Annotated in this window: 12 protein-coding genes and 1 pseudogene; 8 read left to right on the top strand and 5 right to left on the bottom strand. The window is 63.1% G+C overall.

The features are described from left to right. Positions 1–7 precede the first annotated feature (7 nt). From ACVOLZ_RS11850 to ACVOLZ_RS11830, 5 genes are all read left to right on the top strand, one after another. Positions 8–1,378: an FAD-dependent oxidoreductase gene (locus tag ACVOLZ_RS11850; protein WP_481516314.1), complete on the top strand. Its 1,371-nt coding sequence runs from the start codon at positions 8–10 to the stop codon at positions 1,376–1,378. Continuing rightward, a complete protein-coding gene (sbcB, locus tag ACVOLZ_RS11845) occupies positions 1,378–2,817 on the top strand; it encodes an exodeoxyribonuclease I (RefSeq protein ID WP_481516313.1) in 1,440 nt (479 codons plus the stop codon). Before ACVOLZ_RS11850 ends, sbcB begins: the two co-directional genes overlap by 1 nt. Then, positions 2,814–3,500, top strand: a complete 687-nt coding sequence (locus tag ACVOLZ_RS11840) for a DUF2461 domain-containing protein (protein WP_481516312.1) — start codon at positions 2,814–2,816, stop codon at positions 3,498–3,500. Before sbcB ends, ACVOLZ_RS11840 begins: the two co-directional genes overlap by 4 nt. A 71-nt stretch (positions 3,501–3,571) precedes the next feature. After that, positions 3,572–4,045: an SRPBCC family protein gene (locus tag ACVOLZ_RS11835; RefSeq protein ID WP_481516311.1), complete on the top strand. Its 474-nt coding sequence runs from the start codon at positions 3,572–3,574 to the stop codon at positions 4,043–4,045. A 19-nt stretch (positions 4,046–4,064) separates the two neighbouring features. Beyond that, a complete protein-coding gene (locus tag ACVOLZ_RS11830) occupies positions 4,065–4,619 on the top strand; it encodes a DUF2939 domain-containing protein (RefSeq protein WP_481516310.1) in 555 nt (184 codons plus the stop codon). Positions 4,620–4,634: 15 nt separating this feature from the next. On the opposite strand, the gene ACVOLZ_RS11825 is transcribed toward ACVOLZ_RS11830, so the two are convergent. The 4 genes from ACVOLZ_RS11825 to ACVOLZ_RS11810 form a co-directional block, all read right to left on the bottom strand. After that, positions 4,635–6,008 (bottom strand): NAD(P)-binding domain-containing protein, encoded by a 1,374-nt coding sequence (locus tag ACVOLZ_RS11825; RefSeq protein ID WP_481516309.1) that lies wholly within the window; start codon positions 6,006–6,008, stop codon positions 4,635–4,637. 445 nt (positions 6,009–6,453) lie between these two features. After that, positions 6,454–7,398 carry a 5'-nucleotidase gene (locus ACVOLZ_RS11820; protein ID WP_481516308.1) on the bottom strand — a complete coding sequence of 315 codons (945 nt, stop codon included), beginning with the start codon at positions 7,396–7,398 and terminating at the stop codon, positions 6,454–6,456. A 76-nt stretch (positions 7,399–7,474) separates the two neighbouring features. After that, positions 7,475–8,239 (bottom strand): NAD kinase, encoded by a 765-nt coding sequence (locus ACVOLZ_RS11815; protein ID WP_481514158.1) that lies wholly within the window; start codon positions 8,237–8,239, stop codon positions 7,475–7,477. A gap of 436 nt (positions 8,240–8,675) precedes the next feature. Beyond that, a complete protein-coding gene (locus tag ACVOLZ_RS11810; protein WP_481516307.1) occupies positions 8,676–13,658 on the bottom strand; it encodes an NAD-glutamate dehydrogenase in 4,983 nt (1,660 codons plus the stop codon). 297 nt (positions 13,659–13,955) lie between these two features. Here ACVOLZ_RS11810 and ACVOLZ_RS11805 point away from each other — a divergent pair, with 297 nt between their 5' ends. The 3 genes and pseudogenes from ACVOLZ_RS11805 to ACVOLZ_RS11795 all read left to right on the top strand — a co-directional run bounded on the left by ACVOLZ_RS11805 (position 13,956) and on the right by ACVOLZ_RS11795 (position 18,925). Continuing rightward, positions 13,956–14,567 (top strand): TetR/AcrR family transcriptional regulator, encoded by a 612-nt coding sequence (locus ACVOLZ_RS11805; protein ID WP_481516306.1) that lies wholly within the window; start codon positions 13,956–13,958, stop codon positions 14,565–14,567. Next, a pseudogene (locus ACVOLZ_RS11800) lies at positions 14,567–15,736 on the top strand (efflux RND transporter periplasmic adaptor subunit); the annotation flags it as partial. The gene ACVOLZ_RS11805 and the pseudogene ACVOLZ_RS11800, both read left to right, overlap by 1 nt. 24 nt (positions 15,737–15,760) lie before the next feature. Beyond that, positions 15,761–18,925 carry a multidrug efflux RND transporter permease subunit gene (locus ACVOLZ_RS11795; protein WP_481516305.1) on the top strand — a complete coding sequence of 1,055 codons (3,165 nt, stop codon included), beginning with the start codon at positions 15,761–15,763 and terminating at the stop codon, positions 18,923–18,925. A 263-nt stretch (positions 18,926–19,188) separates the two neighbouring features. Here ACVOLZ_RS11795 and ACVOLZ_RS11790 read toward each other — a convergent pair whose 3' ends face one another. Next, positions 19,189–20,361 carry an acyl-CoA dehydrogenase family protein gene (locus tag ACVOLZ_RS11790; RefSeq protein ID WP_481516304.1) on the bottom strand — a complete coding sequence of 391 codons (1,173 nt, stop codon included), beginning with the start codon at positions 20,359–20,361 and terminating at the stop codon, positions 19,189–19,191. Positions 20,362–20,363 lie beyond the last annotated feature (2 nt).

Raw genomic sequence — 20,363 nt, 5'->3', positions numbered from 1 at the left:
CTGTGAATTGAACACCCCCACCCCCCGCAGCCTCACCCTGATCGGCGCCGGCCTGGCCGGCTCCCTGCTCGCCATCCTGCTGTCGCGGCAGGGCTGGAAGATCACCATCTACGAACGTCGCGGCGATCCGCGCATCGCCGACTACGAGTCCGGCCGCTCGATAAATCTCGCACTGGCCGAACGTGGTCGCAATGCCTTGCGCCAGGCCGGCGTCGAGGACGAGGTGATGGCCAAGGCGGTGATGATGCGCGGGCGCATGGTGCATCCTCGCGAAGGCGCGGCCGACCTGCAGCGCTACGGACGCGATGACAGCGAAGTGATCTGGTCGGTGCACCGCAAGGACCTCAACACCACGCTGTTGCAGCTAGCCGAAGAAGCCGGTGCAACCGTGCATTTCCACCGCCGCCTGCACACTGTGGACTTCGACGCTGGCTATGCACGTTTCATCGATGACCGTGACGACCAGCCGCACGATATCCACTTCAATACCCCGCTGATTGGTGCCGATGGTGCCGGTTCGGCGCTGCGTGCGGCGATGAACCGCAAGCTACCGCTGGGCGAGCGCATCGAATTTCTCGATCATTCGTACAAGGAACTGGAGATTCCCCCGGCAGCAGATGGCAGCTTCCAGATCGAAGCCAATGCCCTGCACATCTGGCCGCGCGGCAACTACATGTGCATCGCGCTGCCCAACGACGAAGGCACGTTCACCGTCACCCTGTTCCTGCCCAATGAAGGTGAGCCTAGCTTCGCCACGGTGCGCAATGGTGCCGAAGCAGAGGCACTCTTCCAGCGCGACTTCGCTGATGCGCTGCCATTGATTCCGAACCTGCGCGCAGACTGGGACCAACATCCGCCGGGCCTGCTCGGCACGCTGTACCTGGAGCGCTGGCATCAGCGTGGCAAGGCGGTACTTATCGGCGATGCAGCGCATGCAATGGTGCCGTTCCACGGCCAAGGCATGAACTGCGCGTTCGAGGACTGCGTGGTACTGGCGCGCTGTCTGGCCGAACACCCCGGCACCGAAGAAGCTTTTGCCGCATTTGAAGCCGAACGCAAACCCAATGCTGCCGCCATCCAGCAGATGGCCTTGGACAACTATCTTGAGATGCGCGACCGCGTCGCCGATCCAAGCTACCTGCTGCAGCGCGAGCTGGAGCAGGCCTTGCAAACACGCTGGCCAACCCGCTTCGTACCGCATTACACGATGGTCACCTTCCTGCACACGCCGTACTCGGTTGCACTGGAGCGTACCCGTCTGCAGCAACGCATCCTTGCCGACGCAACCGCCGGCCACGACTCGCTGGAAAATATCGACTGGGCCGTGCTGGAGCAGATCGTCCATGCCCAGCTGCCGGTACTGGAAGGAGCGCACTGATGGCCGAGAGCTTCCTGTTTTACGACCTGGAAACCTTTGGCCAGGACCCGCGCCGCACCCGCATCGCCCAGTTCGCCGCGGTGCGCACCGACGCCAACCTGAAGGTCATCGACGAGCCGGTCAGCTTCTACGTCAAGCCTGCTGATGATCTGCTGCCCTCGCCGATTGCCACGCTGATCACCGGCATTACCCCGCAGCATGCGCTGGCCGAAGGCGTCAGCGAAGCCGAGGCCTTCGCCCGCATCAACGAGCTGATGAGCAAGCCGCAGACCTGCACGCTGGGCTATAACACGCTGCGCTTCGATGATGAGTTCGTACGTTACGGGCTATTCCGCAACTTCCACGATCCCTACGAGCGCGAATGGCGCAGCGGCAATTCGCGCTGGGATCTGCTCGACATGCTGCGGCTGGTGCACGCACTGCGCCCGGATGGCATCAACTGGCCCAAGCGCGAAGACGGCGCCACCTCGTTCAAACTCGAACACCTGGCGCTGGCCAACGATGTGCGCGAAGGCGACGCCCACGAGGCGCTGTCCGATGTCTACGCCACCATCGGCATGGCGCGGCGCTTCCGCGAAGCGCAGCCGCGCATGTGGGACTACGCATTGCGCCTACGCGACAAACGCTACGTCGGCAGCCTGCTCGACGTAGTGGCGATGGAGCCGGTGTTGCACATCTCGATGCGCTACCCGGCCAGCCGCCTGTGCGCTGCACCGGTGCTGCCGCTGGCCCGTCATCCGCACATCAACAACCGGGTGATCGTGTTCGATCTGGAAGGCGATATCGAGCCGCTGCTGGAGCTATCGGTCGAAGAGATCACCGCACGCCTGTACACCCGCGCCGCCGATCTGCCCGAGGGCCAGCAACGCATTCCGCTGAAGGAAGTACACCTCAACAAGGTGCCAGCACTGGTTGCGTGGAACCACCTGCGCGATGCCGACTTCGAGCGTCTTGCAATTGATCCGGCGGTGATTGAAGCCAAGGCCGAGAAGCTGCGTGCGCTGGCTCCGCAGCTGGCCGAGAAAGCCCGCCAGGTGTTTGCGCGTGAACGCACGAATGACGGCCCGGTCGATGCCGACGCCTCGCTGTACGACGGCTTCCTGGCTGAAGGCGACAAGGGCCTGCTCAGCAAGGTGCGCACCGCGCCGCCAGAAGCACTGGCCGAGCTGGAACAGCGCTTCCGCGATCCGCGCCTGCCCGAGCTGCTGTTCCGCTACCGCGCGCGCAACCATCCGCAAACCCTGGACGCGACCGCGCGCTCACGCTGGGATGCGTATCGTCAGCAGCGCTTCAATACCCCGGGCATGGCCGAGCAGACCTTGCCCGAGTACATCGCGCAGATCGCCGAATTGCGCGAAGAACACAAGGACAATCCGGCATCGCTGGCCCTGCTTGATGCATTGGACCAGTGGCGCCTTAGCCTGCAGGACACACCATGACCCAGTATTTCAGCGATGCCAGCTTCAAGTTCCTGCGAGCGCTGGCCCGCCACAACGACAAGACCTGGTTTGCCGAGCACAAGCAGCAGTACGAGGACCATGTACGCCAGCCCTTCCTGCGCCTGATCACCGACCTGCAGCCCGACCTGAGCGAAGTCAGCACGCACTTCCAGGCCGATCCGCGCACCGTCGGCGGCTCACTGTTCCGCATCTACCGTGACTCGCGCTTCTCCCACGACAAGGCACCCTACAAAACCTGGCAGGGTGCACGTCTGTTCCATGAGCGCCGCAAGCAGGTGCCGGCGCCGTCGTATTACATCCACCTGGCACCGGGCGAGAGCTTTGTTGGTGCTGGTATCTGGCACCCGGAACCGGACGTGCAACGTCGGCTGCGCCAGTTCATCCTCGACAACCCCGGCAGCTGGAAGGCGGCCGCGCATGCGCCGGCCACGCGCAAGCGCTACGAGTTCGAGAGCAGCGAGAAGCTGGTACGGCCACCGCGCGGCTTCCCGGCCGACTTCGAGTTCATCGACGACCTCAAGCACCGCAACTGGGTACTGTGGCGGTCGCTGGACGACGAGACGATGACCGGCCCGCGCCTGCGCCAGACCCTTGCCAAGGACCTGGCCGCGCTCGGTCCGTTCGTCGACTACCTGTGCGCCGCGCTGGACCTGGAATTCTGATTAGCGCGGACTTCACGCAAACCAACCCGGTTTGCGGCACGCTTGGCGGCAACCTTCGACAGGAAGCCGCCATGACCAGCATCCACCTGCAAGTCTGGATCGATGCGCCGCTGGCCACCGTCTACAGCGGCCTGGCCAGCGCCGAGGGACTGAGCCACTGGTGGATTCCGCACCAGCAGTCAGTGATCGACGGCGACACCGTGATCAGCCACAACCCTGGCTCCGGCCATGGCGTGGTAGCGCTGAAGGTGCTGGAGATCATCCCCGAGCGCTGCATCCGCTGGGAAGTGATCAGCCGCCACCCACCACAAAGCCCGGCCTCGGCCTGGACCGGTACCGAGATCCGTTTTGACCTGTCACGCCGTGCCAGCCCTGGCGTCTGGCGCGGTCTGCCGCATGAGGGCGAGCCGATGACGGTATTGGAATTCCACCATCTGGGCTGGAACGGCGACAGTGAATACCTGGGCTTCTGCAGCCAGGCCTGGGCCGAAACGCTGGTGATGCTGCGCCGTTGGGCCGAAGCACGCAGCCCCGCACACCCCTGATTTCGAGGACAGCAACGCAATGAAGAAGTGGATACTCGCCGCCGTCATCGCCATTGCGGTGCTACTGGCCGCTTACGTGATCGGCGGCCCCTATCTGGCAATCCGTGGCATAAGCCAGGCCATCGAACAGCGCGACACCGGCAAACTGGCACGCCACGTCGACTTCGGCGCCGTGCGGGTCAACATCAAGGCGCAGGTCAACGATTTCATCGTGCGCCGCGCCGGCAGCGACATGCAATCCAGTCTGTTCGGCCAGGTAGCACTAGGCATGGCCGGCAACCTGACCGGCGCCGGCGTCGATACCTTCGTCACCCCCTTGGGTATTGCCGCGCTGCTGCAGGGCGACAGTCTGTGGAAGCGGGCCATCGGCGACACCGTCGGCGGCGACACCTGGGCTCCGCCCTCCCCAGCCAAGCCGCTGGCCAATACCACCGGCCATTACGAATCGCTGTCGCGCTACACCGCCACCACGCACCTGGAAGATGGCCGCGAGGTCGTGTTCGTGCTCAGCCGCCAAGGGCTGCGCTGGCGGCTGACCAATATCGTGCTGCCACTGGGACAGGCGCCGGGCTGACCGGCGCCGGTTCCGTCAGGCAATCTTGCGCGGCGCTACGTCGACCTCGCTGTCAGCGAGGAAGGCATCCAGTGAATCATCCATCGCCTGCATCCAAGGCGTGTGATGCAGCGGGGCCAGTGTGCCGGTCAGCACCGAGCGGTAGCTGTAGTTGCGGTAGCCGAGGATGTCGTCCTTCTTGTCGTGCTTCCACTGCTTGAACAGCGTGGCCACGGCCTCGACGTTGAAGTCCGGATAGTCGGTGGCATCGAGCAGATCACGCACGTACCCGGTCTGGAAGTCGATGTCCTGCTCGGCCGAGGTCGTCGCCTCTTCGCGCGCCAACCAGGCTTCACTGTCAGCACGCATTGCATCGGTGGCCGGCAGCGCGATCCTGTCGAGGATCACATCGCGCGCATACCAGGCCTGTGCATCGAACATGTTGAAGGTGTAGTACTGGTCCTGCATGCCCAGGTAGATAAGCTTGGGGTTGTCGATCCAGAACACACCCTTGTACAGATCCGCCGGGTATAGACGGTTGCGGGTGCGCAGCGTCAACGCATCGGGCAGGAACGGGAAATGGTGCTGGTAGCCGGTGCACAGCACGATGGCATCCACGTCCTTGCTGCTGCCATCGATGAAGTGCGCGGTGTTGCCCTCGACTCGCTTCAACAAAGGCTTTTCTTCAAAAGCCGCCGGCCAGTCATAACCGGTAGCAGCACTGCGATAGCTGAAGGTCACTGACTTGGCGCCGCACTTGTAGCATTGCGTACCGATGTCCTCGGCCGAATAGCTGGAGCCCACCAGCAGCAGATCCTTGCCTGCGAATTCACAGGCATCGCGGAAATCGTGCGCGTGCAACACGCGGCCGGGGAAACGATCGACACCCTCGAAGAATGGCGCGTTCGGTGTGGAGAAATGCCCGGTGGCAACAATCACCCGATCGAACTCCTCGGTCAGCAGCTCGTCTTTCTTCAGGTCGCGGACGGTCACTGTGAAACGCTCGGTTTCTTCCGAGTAGTCGACCCACTGCACCGCCATGTTGAAGCGGATCTGATCACGCACGCCGCTCTTTTCGATGCGGCCCATGATGTAGTCGCGCAGCACGGCGCGTGGCGGATAGGAGGCGATCGGGCGGCCAAAATGCTCTTCGAAACTGTAGTCGGCAAACTCCAGCGCTTCCTTCGGGCCGTTCGACCAGAGATAGCGGTACATGCTGCCATGTACGGGTTCGCCATAAGCATCCAGCCCGGTACGCCATGTGTAGTTCCACATCCCGCCGAGATCGGTTTGCTTTTCGAAGCAGACGATCTCTGGCACTTCAGCCCCACCTCGACGGGCGGATTCAAAGGCACGAAGTTGCGCCAGGCCGCTTGGGCCGGCTCCAAGAATGGCGATACGCATGGTCATTCGGGTTGTTTCTCCTGTGTAGCTGCAGTCGCGTAAACACGACAGCACTGCGCAAGGGCGCGTTATGCGCCGTGCAGGAGAGACAATGCGTCCAGTCCCGCGCGGCGCGCGAAACACCCGGCCGCCACGCAAGGCAGCGCGAAAGGGATTGGCAGGTACATGACGCTACCGGTCGGGGAACAGGCCCCGCCCCTGGATCACCGGGTGGGTGCAGTGCGGGAGGGATCTGCTGCATTCGTGCAGATCAGGGCGCGGCAGGATTGCCGCTGGTTCAGCTGGGAACCCGCGAAAGCGCCTTCATCCTAGCATGCGACGCTTTTGTAGGAGCGGCGTAAGCCGCGAAGCCACAAATGTTGCTGAAGCGGCATTGGCTGCCATTGCAGGCAGCAAGCATTCGGTCTTGTCACCAGCTTCGCGGCTTACGCCGCTCCTACAAACAGCCGGGTTAATCCGGATTTGCTACCCCATGAGGCACATGACCAGCAGCAACGTGCTGCCTTGCGCTGTCGATGTTGTGCTGTGAATCATCAAAGAAGATGTCAGCACCAAACGCTTCCAGGAACGGCCCCTTGTGGCGTCCGCCGAGGAACAAAGCCTCATCCAGACGCACGCCCCATTCGCGCAGGGTACGGATTACGCGCTCGTGGGCTGGCGCCGAACGCGCGGTCACCAGCGCGGTACGGATGGGCGCTGCTTCGCCGGCCGGGAATGCGGCCTGCAAGGCATGCAACGCCGACAGGAAGTTGCGGAAAGGACCACCACTGAGCGGCTCGTGCGCACGCTCGCGTTCGTGGCGGCCGAATGCCTCCACGCCCTGCTCGCGCGAAATACGCTCGCTTTCGTCGCCAAAGATCACCGCGTCGCCATCAAAGGCGATGCGCAGCTGGGTCTTGGAACGACCGGTATCGGTGGCAGCAGCCGAAGCCGCCGCAACGTCCTGCGCACTCTGCGGCAGGATGGTCGCCGCAGCGACGCCGTTGACCAGCGCCCGCCGCACCGAATCCGGGTTGGCCGAAAGAAACAGATCCGTACCGAACGGTTTGACGTAAGGCCAGGTCGGCTCGCCTGCGGTGAAGGTGGCGCGCACGATATCCAGCTTGTAATGCTGGATGGAGTTGAAGATGCGCAGGCCGGTGTCAGCGGAATTGCGCGACAGCAGGATCACCTCGACGCGCGGAGTCTCTTCCGGCGCCCCGTCATTCAGCGCCAGCAGCTTGCGCACCACCGGGAACGCGACTCCGGGCTTGAGCACATCATCCTCGTGCGCCCGCTGGTAGGCGGCATAGGCCTCCAGACCTTCGCGTTCGAACAAGGCATGGCCTTCTTCGAGATCGAACAGTGCGCGCGAAGTAACCGCGACGGTGAGAAGCCGGGGAGTGTTGTCACCCATGGACGATGAACCCAATACGATCAAGGAACGGGACCCAGTCTACCCGGAAGCGGCCCCGCTGCTGCCATTGCGGCATTCAGACCATGAACTGCTCGCTGAGGATGCGCTCTTCCAGATTGTGCTCGGGGTCAAACAGCAAGGTCACCTGTCGCTCACGCGATTCGCGGATGGTCACTTCCACCACATCGCGGGTTTCATGCGAGTCGGCGGTCACGCTGACCGGACGTTTGTAAGGATCGAGCACGCGGAAACGCACTTCGGTCTCGGCCTTGAGGATGGCGCCACGCCAGCGCCGCGGCCGGTACGGGGCCAACGGGGTCAAGGCAATGGTGTTGGAGCCCAGCGGCAGGATCGGGCCGTGCGCCGAGTAGTTGTACGCGGTGCTGCCGGCGGGCGTGGAGACCAGCACGCCGTCGCAGATCAGTTCTTCCACCCGCTGCTGGCCATTGAGATCGATGCCGATATGTGCCGCCTGCCGGGTTTGCCGTAGCAGCGATACGTCGTTGTAGGCCAACGAGCCGGTGGTGGTGCCGGATTCGGTCTGCGCAATCATTTCCAACGGTCGCAGATAAGCCGGTTCGGCCAAGGCCAGGCGCTCGATCAGATCATCTTCGCGGTGGTGGTTCATCAGAAAGCCAACGGTGCCCAGCTTCATGCCGAATACCGGCTTGCCCTTGCCGCCGTGGCGATGCAGGGTCTGCAGCATGAAGCCGTCACCGCCGAGCGGGCAGATCACGTCCGCGTCTTCCGGGTTGTGATCGCCATAGCGGGCAGCCAGGCTGACACGGGCCTGCTGGGCAGTCTCGACGGTACTGGCGAGGAATGCGATTCGGGGGGACACGGGCGCGTCTTTTCGTTCGGCTTGGAGGGCGAGGATAACCTGCTGGTGCGTTGGCTGGTGCTTTCGTTTGCTTGGAAACTGAAGGCCAACGGCAAGAGCTTGCCCTCACCCCAACCCCTCTCCCGCACGCGGGAGAGGGGCTAGCATTCTACGAGCGCAAGCATTGCCTGCAACCGCAGCCTTAGCCCCTCTCCCGCTTGCGGGAGAGGGGCTAGCAATCTGCGAGCGCAAGCATTGCCTGCAACCGCAGCCTTAGCCCCTCTCCCGCTTGCGGGAAAGGGGCTAGCAATCTGCGAGCGCAAGCATTGCCTGCAACTGCAGCCTTAGCCCCTCTCCCGCTTGCGGGAGAGGGGTTGGGGTGAGGGCAAGCTCTTGCTTTCCCCAAAAGAAAACGGGCCCCAAAGGGCCCGTTCTCCAAAACCAAAAACCTACCGACTTAAGCGCCGTGCGCAGCCAGCTGACCCAAACGCTGCACCGCCACCGACACGGTCGGGTAGTCCAGCGTCTTCTGCTCAGCCAACTCAGCCAGCATCGCCAGGGTGAAACGCAGGCCGCTGTCATCACGGCCCAACCACGCAGCCACCTTGGCCTCTGCAGTCGCGCCCTTCATCGACAGCACCTGGCCAGCCAATACACGCTGATGCGCAGCCAGCTCGTCGCGCAGCACGCCACGGGCAACGGCATGCCAACGGCCGTTGACCTCCAGCGCATCAATCTGCTCGAACAGCCACGGCATCTGCAAGGCTTCGCCAAGGCGGAAGTGGACCTTGGACACGTCCACCGGCTTGAGCTTGCGCGGACGCGCCAGCTCAATGATGTCGAACGCCGGCTCCAGGAACTGCAGTTCGGACAGCTGCTGTGCCAATGCCGCCGGCAGACCCTTCTCCTTCCATGCCACAACGCTGGCCTCGTAGGCCGGACGCTGCGAATCAGGCAGCACGCCCGAGGCGACACGGATGTCGTTGAACGGGCCCTGGTAGCGGTCCACCGCGGCAGTGATGCCCGGCATCGCGCCCGGACGGGTCAGCAACCAACGCACGAACGAACGCTGCAGCTTCCAGATCACTTCCAGTGCGTCCACCTGCACTGCTTCCGGCAAGGTGCCGTCGAGCGCGTCGATCTGCGTCCACAGTGCACGTGCGTCCAGCGTTTCGCGGCTGATGGTGTAAGCCTTGGCGACCTCGGCCACGGTGCGGCCGGTGTCTTCCTGCATGCGCATCAAGAAGGTGGCGCCCATGCGGTTGATGGTCTGGTTGGTCACGGCCGTGGCGATGATTTCACGCTTCAGGCGGTGACGGTCCATCGCGTCGGCGTACTTCTTCTGCAGCGGCTGCGGGAAATAACGCAGCAGCTCCTTGGACAGGTACGGATCTTCCGGGATGTCCGACTCCAGCAGCTGCTGGAAGGCGACGATCTTGGAGTACGACAGCAGCACCGCCAGCTCCGGCCGGGTCAGGCCCTGGCCGCGCAGCTTGCGTGCCGACAGCTCGGCGTCGGACGGCAGGAACTCGATCTGGCGATCCAGCAAGCCCTGCTTCTCCAGCGTGCGGATGAAGTGCTGCTTGGAGCCCAGACGCTTGCTGCTCATCCGCTCCATCAGGCTCAGCGCCTGGTTCTGACGGTAGTTGTCCATCAGCACCAGCTCGCCGACTTCGTCGGTCATCGAGGCCAGCAGCTTGTTGCGCTGTTCCACGGTGAGCTTCTTGGCGCGCACCACGTCGTTGAGCAGGATCTTGATGTTGACTTCGTGATCGGAGGTATCAACACCGGCCGAGTTGTCGATGAAGTCGGTGTTGAGCAGCACGCCAACCTGTGCGGCCTCGATGCGGCCGAGCTGGGTCATGCCCAGGTTGCCGCCCTCGCCCACGATCTTGCAGCGCAGCTCGCCACCGTTGACGCGCAAGCCGTTGTTGGCGCGGTCGCCGACATCGGCATTGGTCTCGCTGGCCGACTTGACGTAGGTGCCGATGCCGCCGTTCCACAGCAGGTCAACCGGCGCCTTCAGCGCGGCATTGATCAGGTCGGTCGGGTTCATCGCCTTGATGCTGGCGTCGATGCCCAGTGCTTCACGCACTTCCGGGGTGATCTCGATCGACTTGAGCGAACGCGGATAGATGCCGCCGCCCTTGCTGATCAGCTTGCTGTCGTAGTCCGCCCAGCTCGAGCGCGGCACCTTGAACATGCGCGCGCGTTCCTTGAACGAGCTGGCAGCGGTCGGGTTCGGGTCGAGGAAGATGTGACGGTGATCGAAGGCACAGACCAGGCGGATCTTCTCGGACAGCAGCATGCCGTTGCCGAACACGTCGCCGGACATGTCGCCGACACCGACCACGGTGAAGTCCTGCTTCTGGCAGTCACGGCCCAGCGCACGGAAGTGGCGCTTGACCGATTCCCATGCACCACGCGCGGTGATGCCCATGCCCTTGTGGTCGTAACCAACCGAGCCACCGGAAGCAAACGCATCGTCCAACCAGAAACCGTGCGCACGGGCGATGCCGTTTGCGGTATCGGAGAACGTGGCGGTGCCCTTGTCGGCAGCGACCACCAGGTACGGATCGTCCATGTCATGACGCACTACGCCCTGCGGCGGCACGATCTTGTTGTTGACGATGTTGTCGGTGATGTCCAGCAGGCCGTTGATGAAGCGCTTGTAGCAGGCCACGCCTTCGGCAAACCAGGCATCACGATCCACCGACGGGTCCGGCAGCTGCTTGGCGAAGAAACCGCCCTTGGAGCCGACCGGCACGATCACGGTGTTCTTCACCATCTGTGCCTTGACCAGACCCAGCACCTCGGTGCGGAAGTCTTCGCGACGGTCCGACCAGCGCAGGCCGCCACGGGCAACCGGGCCGAAGCGCAGATGGGTACCTTCGACGCGCGGGCCGCACACGAAGATTTCGCGGTACGGGCGCGGCTTGGGCAGGTCCGGCACCTTGGCGGCGTCGAACTTGAAGCTGATGTAGTCGGCTGGGCCGCCATCGGCGCGCACGCCGTCCTTGCGCACCATGTAATAGCTGGTGCGCAGGGTGGCTTCGATCACGCCGATGAAGCTGCGCAGGATGCGGTCTTCGTCCAGGCTGGAGACGCCGTCGAGCAGCTTGATCAGCACTTCGTGGACCAGCGCCATGCGCGCTGCACGGTCGCTCTTGCGCGCCTTGACGACGCCGTCGAGCAGCTTGAGGGTGGCAGCATCGTCAGCGGCCAGCTGCTTGAACTGGGCCAGCTGCGCATCCAGCACTGCCTTGTCGGCCGACGGGGTCGGTTCGAAGCGGGCCTCGAACAGTTCCACGATCAGGCGTGCCAGCAGCGGGTAGCGGTTGAAGGTGCCTTCCACATAGGTCTGCGAGAACGGCACGCCGATCTGCAGCAGGTACTTGCAGTAACCACGCAGCATCGACACCTGGCGCCAATCCAGACCGGCGCCCAGCACCAGACGGTTGAAGCCGTCGTTCTCGGCATCGCCGTGCCAAACACGGGCGAAGGCATCGCTGAAGGAGGCATTGGCGCTGGCCGGATCGATCGCACCGATGGTGGACTCGACCTCGAAGTCCTGCACGTAGACCGGCGCTTCATCGACCATCAGCTTGTAGGGACGCTCGGCGATCACGCGCAGGCCCATGTTCTCCATCATCGGCAGCACGTCGGACAGCGGAATGTCTTCCAGCTGGCGGTACAGCTTCAGACGCAGGCCATCGACTTCGTCACGACGGATTGCCTGCAGGCTCAGACGCAGATCGTCCGGGCCGGTCAGGGCGTCCAGCTGGGCGACGTCGGCGGCAGCGATTTCAGCACTGGAGTCTTCGATGTAACCGGCCGGCAATGCCTTGCCGATACGCGAGGCAATGCGCAGGCCTTCAGCTTCGCCGTGGCTGCCGACCAGCGCTTCGCGCAGATCGTCCTGCCAGTTGCGCAGCACGTGGGCCAGGCGCTTCTCCATGCCTTCCACGTCCAGCTCCAGGCTCTCTCCTGCCTTCGGACGGACGATCAGGTGCACCTGGGCCAGCGGCGAATCACCGAGCACCACGCTGGAATCGACGTATTCGCCGTGCAGCGCGTCCTTGAGCATGTTTTCAACGCGCAGGCGAACGTCGGTGTTGAAGCGCTCGCGCGGCAGGAACACCAGCGCCGAGATGAAGCGGCTGAACTTGTCGCGACGCAGGAACAGGCGGCTACGCACGCGCTCCTGCAGGCCGAGCACGCCCATGGCGGTACGGAACAGCTCGTCCTCGCTGGACTGGAACAGTTCTTCGCGCGGCAGCGACTCCAGGATGTGGCGCAGGGCCTTGCCGCTGTGGCTGGACAGGCTCAGGCCCGAACGTGCCATCACGTTTTCATAGCGCTGGCGCACCAGCGGAATTTCCCACGGGCGGCGGTTGTAGGCACTGGAGGTGAACAGGCCGAGGAAGCGCTGTTCGCCGATGATCTTGCCCTTGGCGTCGAATTCCAGCACGCCGATGTAGTCCATGTAGCCGCCGCGGTGGATATGCGAACGGGCATTGGTCTTGGTCAGGATCAGTGCATCGTGCAGGCTGCTGGTGGCATTCAGGCCTTCAGCGGCCAGGCCCTTGACCGGGCGCGCGACCATCGTGTCCTTGCCACGCATCAGGCCCAGGCCGGTGCCGTTCTGGGCGACCAGCACTTCTTCCTTGCCCTTCTTCTCCACCTTGTATTCGCGGTAGCCGAAGAAGGTGAAATGGTTGTCGGCGGCCCAGCGCAGGAATTCCTGCGCCTCGGCACGCGAGGCCTTGCTGACCGGCAACGGACGCTTGCCCAGGTCGTCAGCCAGCGCCACTGCCTTGTCGGTCATCGGCTGCCAGTCATTGACGATGGCACGCACGTCTTCCACCGCACCACTGACGCGCTTGGCAACGGCATCCAGTGCATCGGCCGGCTGGCGGTCGATCTCCAGCAGCATCACCGATTCCAGCTTGCCCTCGCCCACGCCGCTGAGCTTGCCAGCCTTGTCGCGCGCGATGCTGATCACCGGATGGCCCAGCACATGCACGCCGATGCCCTGCTCGGCCAGCGCCAGCGTCACCGTGTCCACCAGGAACGGCATGTCATCGTTGACGATCTGCAGCACGGTATGTGCCGACTCCCAACCGTCGGCCTTCAGCGTCGGGTTGAACACCCGCACATTGGCCTTGCCCGGCTTGCGGGTGCGAGCGAACTCGAGCATGCCCGCAGCCAACACCGCCCAATCATCGGCCGAGTGCAGCGTGAACTCATCGGCTTCCATGCGCTTGTAGAAAGCCGTAGCAAAAGCCACTGCCTGCGCCTGCGCGGCCGCAGCGGGATAACGCTTCCGCAAGGCTGCAAATACCGATTCTAGCGAGAGGCCAGCTTCGGCGATGTTCTGCTTCACGGCTGGTTTGGATTTCGTCTTTACGGACTTGGCAGCACTGTTTTGCGATTTCATGGCAGAGCTTTGGGTGTTGCTCGTTTGGAGAAACCGCGATTGTATCGCTGGTAACAAAAAGAACCTTGCTGCAGGGCCGCATTATCTGCATCGCAATTTGCTGCCAAGCGACGGCGACAGCCACGGTTTTACTGATAGGCGATCAGCAGACAATGTCCGCCACCTGAATCTCATTCGCTCACCGGGCACAGTGAAAGGCGAATTACGTTGCGGCGTTTCTGTACTGGACGGTATAGTCCACCGCTTATGCAAACCCCTTCTGCCACCCCCGCGCCAACAGACGCGCGTGACCAACGCGTGCTCGAAGCTGTGCGTGAGCTATTGGCCAAACAAGGCATACGCCTGAGTATGGATTCGATAGCGGCAGCAGCGGGTTGTTCCAAGCAGACGCTCTACAGCCGCTACGGCAGCAAGCGTGAGCTGTTGCGGCAGGCGATGCAGCTGCATGTGTCCAACGCGACCGCAGCGTTATCCGTATGTGAAGACAAACCACTGCACGACACCGTGCTCGACTTTGCCATCGGCTATCTAGAGCATCGCAACAAACCCAACGTCCGCCGCACCGCGCAGCTGATCGGAGCCAGCGTCCATGAGTTCCGCGACGAGGCGCAGTTCATGTACCAGGGAAGCAACGAAGCCCTCCGCAACCATGTTGCTGAATGGATGCAAACCGAAATGCAACGTGGTCGCCTCAAGCATGACGACCCGCAGTTCATGGCCGAGCTGCTGATCAGCATGATTGCTGGCCAGGATTTTGAACGACAGCGCTTTCACACCCCTTACCGCGATGATCCACAACAGCGTCGCCGCTGGGCCGAATTTGCCACCGACGGCTTCCTACGTGCCTTTGCCTGCACGTACCAAGCCGCCGCAGCTCCAAATAAAAACAACACCCGGAGTTTCTCCTGATGACCGCCCCACTGCGTCTTCTCGCTCTCACCTGTGCAGCGACACTGAGCCTTGCCGCCTGTAAAAAACCGCAGGAGCAAGCCGCACCTCCCCCGCAGGAGGTCGGCGTAGTCGACGCCAAACCGCAGACCCTGCCGTTGCAGCGTGAACTGGTCGGCCGTCTGTCGCCGTTCCGTTCTGCCGACGTCCGCGCCCGCGTGGCCGGCGTGCTGCAGAAGCGCGTCTATGAAGAAGGCAGTGCGGTCAAGGAAGGCCAGGTGCTGTTCCTGATCGATCCGGCACCGCTGCAGGCCTCGCTGGCATCAGCGGAAGGTGCACTGGCTTCGGCCCGCGCCACTTACGCCAACGCCCGCGCCACTGCCAACCGCGCCCGTTCGCTGGCACCGCAGAGCTATGTGTCCAAGTCCGACCTGGACAGTGCGGAGGCCGCCGAGCGTTCCTCTGCCGCCGCCGTACAGCAGGCCGAAGCCGCGGTCACCACCGCCCGCATCAACCTCGGCTATGCCCGCGTCACCGCGCCGATTGCTGGCCAGGCTGGCAAGCAGCAGGTCACCGAGGGCGCACTGGTCGGCCAGGGTGATGTAACCCTGCTGACCACTGTCGACCAGATCGATCCGCTGTATGTGAACTTCTCGATGACCGCCGACGAACTGAGCCTGCTGCGCGCAGCCCAGGACAAGGGCGCGGTGGCGTTGGCCGGCGACGGCAAGACCACCGTGCAGGTCAACCTACCCGATGGCAGCGCCTATGCCCACGAAGGCACCTTGGACTTCTCCTCGACCACGGTTGATCCGGCCACCGGCACGGTGTCGCTGCGCGCGCAGCTGCCCAACCCGGACCACATCCTGCTGCCGGGTTCGTTCGTCAGCTTCAAGGCCAACCTGGGCGAGCGCCACAATGCCTTCCTGGTTCCGCAGCAGGCCGTGCAGCGTGATACCCAGGGCGGCTACGTGCTGATCGTCGGCAAGGACGGCAAGGTCGTGCGCAAGAACGTCGCCCTGGACAACCAGCAGGGCGGCAACTGGCTGGTCTCCTCCGGCCTGGCTGCTGGCGACCAGATCATTGTTTCGGGCGTGCAGAAGGTCAAGGAAGGCGCACCGGCCACGGCCAAGCCATGGCAGCCCGAAGCTGCCAAGCCCGCCGCTGGCGCGCCTGCGGCAGCACCGGCAAAGAAGGAATAACGGGACTCCGTCATGCCTAAATTTTTCATCGAGCATCCCGTCTTCGCCTGGGTGGTGGCGATCCTGATCTCGCTTGGCGGCGTCATCTCGATCCTCAACCTGGGTATCGAGTCCTATCCCAGCGTGGCGCCACCGCAGGTGACCGTCACCGCCAACTACCCGGGCGCCAGTGCGTCCACCGCGGAAAAATCGGTCACCCAGGTGATCGAGCAGCAGCTGACCGGCATCGACAACCTGATGTACTTCAGTTCGTCGTCGTCATCGACCGGCCGCGTCACCATCACCCTGACCTTCGACAGCGGCACCGATGCCGATATCGCCCAGGTGCAGGTGCAGAACAAGGTGTCGCTGGCGACCCCGCGTCTGCCCTCGGAAGTGACCAAGCAGGGTGTGGTGGTGGCCAAGGCCAACGCCGGCTTCCTGATGGCCATCGGCGTACGTTCGGATGACGGCACGGTCGACCGCGATGCGCTGAACGACATCGTCGGTGCGCGCGTGCTGGAACAGGTTTCGCGTGTCCCCGGCGTCGGCAGCACCCAGCAGTTCGGCTCCGAGTACGCCATGCGCGTATGGCTGAACCCGGAAAAGCTGCAGGGCTATCACCTGTCGGCAACCGATGTGTACAACGCCATCGGCACCCAGAACCTGCAGTTCGCTGCCGGTTCGGTGGGTGGCGACCCCGCGCCCAACGGCCAGGCTTTCACCGCCACCGTTGCCGCCGAAGGCCGTTACAGCTCGCCGGAGGAGTTCGAGAACACCATCCTGCGGGCCAACAATGACGGCAGCGTGGTCAAGCTCAAGGACGTTGCCAAGGTCTCCTTCGGTGCGTCCAACTATGGCTTCGACACCAAGTACAACGGCAAGCCGGTGGCAGTGTTCGCCATCCAGCTGCTGCCGGGTGCGAACGCACTGGATGTGTCTGAAGCCGTCCGCGCGAAGATGGACGAACTTGCGCCGAGCTTCCCGCCCGGCGTGAGCTGGTTCACCCCGTACGACAGCACCACCTTCGTCACCATCTCGATCGAGGAAGTGGTCCACACCCTGGTCGAAGCCATCATCCTGGTGTTCCTGGTGATGCTGGTGTTCCTGCAGAACTTCCGCGCCACCATCATCCCCACCCTGGTCATCCCGGTTGCCCTGCTCGGCACCTTCATGGGCATGCTGGCGATCGGCTTCACCATCAACCAGCTGACCCTGTTCGCGATGGTGCTGGCAATCGGCATCGTGGTCGATGACGCCATCGTCGTCATCGAAAACGTCGAACGCATCATGACCGAGGAAAAGCTCGATCCGAAGCCGGCCACGCAGAAAGCCATGGGCCAGATCACCGGCGCCGTGGTGGCCATCACCGTGGTGCTGGCGGCGGTGTTCATTCCGTCTGCCCTGCAGCCGGGTGCCTCGGGTGAGATCTACAAGCAGTTCGCCTTGACCATCGCCATGGCGATGGCGTTCTCCGCCCTGCTCGCGCTGACCTTTACCCCGGCGCTGTGTGCGGCCTTCCTCAAGCCCACCCACAACGACAACCCGAACTGGGTCTACCGCACCTTCAACAAGTACTACGGCAAGCTGGAAAAGAGCTATGTCGGCACAGTTGGTGGCGTCATCAAGCACGCCCCGCGCTGGCTGATGGTGTTCGCCCTGCTACTGGTGCTGTGCGGCTTCCTGTTCACCCGTCTGCCGGGCAGCTTCCTGCCGGAAGAAGACCAGGGCTATGCACTGGCCATCGTGCAGTTGCCGCCGGGTGCTACCAAGACCCGTACCAGCGCCGTGTTCGATCAGCTGCTGGGTACCTTGCAGGACGAGGAAGCCTTTGAAGGCCTGATGCAGATCACCGGCTTCAGTTTCATCGGTGCCGGCGAGAACGTGGGCATGGCCTTCGTCCGCCTCAAGGACTGGGATGAGCGCAAGGAAACCGCGCCCGAGTTCATCCAGAAAATGAACAAGAAGGCCTACGGCATCAAGGATGCGCAGATCTTCTTCGTCAACCTGCCGACCGTGCAGGGTCTGGGTCAGTTCGGCGGCTTCGACATGTGGCTGCAGGACCGTACCGGCGCAGGCCAGGACGCCTTGATGGATGCGCGCAACACCTTGTTAGGAGCAGCCAGCCAGGACAAATCGCTGGTTGGCGTACGCCCCAACACCCTGGAAAACGCACCGCAGCTGCAGTTGAAGGTTGACCGCGTGCAGGCCCAGGCCATGGGCGTGTCGGTCAATGATGTGTATACCGCCATCCAGATGATGCTGGCTCCGGTCTACGTCAATGACTTCTTCTACGGCGGCCGCATCAAGCGAGTCAACATGCAGGCCGACGCGGCCTACCGCACCGGTCCGGAATCGCTGAACAGCTATTTCGTGCCGAGCTCGCTGAGCAAGGATGCAACCGGCCAGCCGGCGATGATCCCGCTCAGCGCGGTGGTCAAGTCCGAGTGGATCTATGCCCCGCCGGCACTGAACCGCTACAACGGCTATTCCGCGGTCAACATCGTCGGTGCACCGGCTCCAGGCGGCAGTTCCGGTCAGGCCATGAACACCATGGAACGGCTGGTGCATGACGACCTGCCGGCAGGCTTCGGCTTTGACTGGTCGGGCATGTCCTACCAGGAAATCCTCGCCGGCAACGCCGCGACGCTGTTGATGGTGCTGTCGATCGTGGTGGTGTTCCTGTGCCTGGCCGCGTTGTACGAGAGCTGGTCGATCCCGGTCTCGGTACTGTTGGTGGTGCCGGTCGGCATCCTCGGCGCGGTGGTGTTCTCGCTGATGCGCGGTCTGCCGAACGATCTGTACTTCAAGATCGGCATGGTGACGGTGATTGGTCTGGCGGCAAAGAACGCCATTCTTATCGTCGAGTTCGCGGTGGAACAGCGTGCTGCCGGCAAGACCCTGCGTGAAGCGACCATCGAAGCGGCGCATCTGCGTTTCCGCCCGATTCTGATGACCTCGTTCGCCTTCATCCTCGGCGTACTGCCGATGGCCATCTCCACCGGTGCCGGCGCCAACGCCCGTCACTCGTTGGGTACCGGCGTGATCGGCGGTATGTTGTTCGCCACCGTGATCGGCGTGCTGTTGATTCCGCTGTTCTTTGTGAGCGTGCGGCGCATGCTCGGTGACAAGCTGGACGAACAGTCCAAGGAGTTCATCGAACAACACAAGGTGCATGCGATCCAGAAGGACCGCTGATACGAAAAGCCCCGGCAATGCCGGGGCTTTTTTTGGGCCTTTTCGTACTGCCGAGCCATGCTCGGCAGAGGCCTTACCGAGAAATCTCCAGCCGAGCATGGCTCGGCACTACCGTCCCTTTGCATCGATGAAACAGCCCAAGCCACAAACAACAAGCCCCGGCGGTGCCGGGGCTTGTTTGCTTTTCTGTGGTGCCGACCCATGCTCGGCAGAGGCACTACTGGGAAAGCCCATGCCGAGCATGGCTCGGCACTACATCGCGATCAGCGCACGCCGGTTTCGTTGCGGGCGATGACCAGACGCTGGATCTCAGAGGTACCTTCGTAGATCTCGGTGATCTTGGCATCACGGAAGTAACGCTCCAGCGGCATCTCCTTCGAATAGCCCATGCCGCCGTGGATCTGCACGGCCTGGTGGGCGATCCACATCGCTGCTTCAGATGCCGTCAACTTGGCAACGGCCGCTTCGGTGGAGAAACGCTTGCCCTGTGACTTGGTCCAGGCAGCGCGCAAGGTCAACAGCATCGCTGCATCCAGCTTGCACTTCATGTCGGCGATCTTGGCCTGAATCATCTGGAAGCTGCCGATCGGCGCACCAAACGATTTGCGGTCCTTCACGTACGCCAGCGACGCCTCGTAAGCAGCCCGGGCGATACCTACCGCTTGCGAAGCAATGCCGATACGGCCCGAATCCAGCAGGCTCATCGCGATCTTGAAGCCCTGGCCTTCGACGCCGATCACGTCCTCGGCCGCAGCAACATAGTCTTGGAATTCGATCTCGCAGGTTGCCGATGCACGCACGCCCAGCTTGGGCTCGGTCTTGCCACGGCCGAAACCGGGCTTGCTGGTATCGATCATGAAAGCGGTGATGCCGCGCGAGCGCTGTTCCGGGTCGGTCATCGCAAACAACACGATGTAACGGGCAACCGGGCCGGAGGTGATCCAGCTCTTCTGGCCGTTGATCACGAACGAACCATCGGCCTGTTTGACCGCACGGCAGCGCATCGCGGTCGCGTCGGAGCCGGACTGCGATTCGGTCAGCGCGAACGCGCCAATCTCGCTGCCTTCGGCAATCGCACGCACATAGGTCTGCTTCTGCGCCTCGGTGCCGTAACCCAGCACGGCGTTGCAGAACAGCGAATTGTTGACCGACATGATGGTGGCATGCGCCGCGTCGGCCGCCGACACCTCGACAATCGCCAGCACGCTGGAAATCGGGTCCATGCCCGAGCCGCCGTACTCGACCGGTACCTCGATGCCCATCAAGCCGTTCTCACCCAGCAGACGGATGTTTTCCAGCGGGTACTCACCGGTAGCGTCGAAGTGCTCGGCGCTGGGGGCAATTTTTTCTTTGGCGATGCGGCGCGCGACGTCCTGCAGCATCAGCTGCTCGTCGGAAAAACTGAAGTCCACTACACCCCTCCCAGGGTTTATCAAGT

It is taken from the genome of Stenotrophomonas sp. STEN020, from assembly GCF_056760195.1.
The sequence above is the reverse complement of the archived record's forward strand: the minus strand, read 5'-3'. Positions and strand labels throughout refer to the sequence as shown.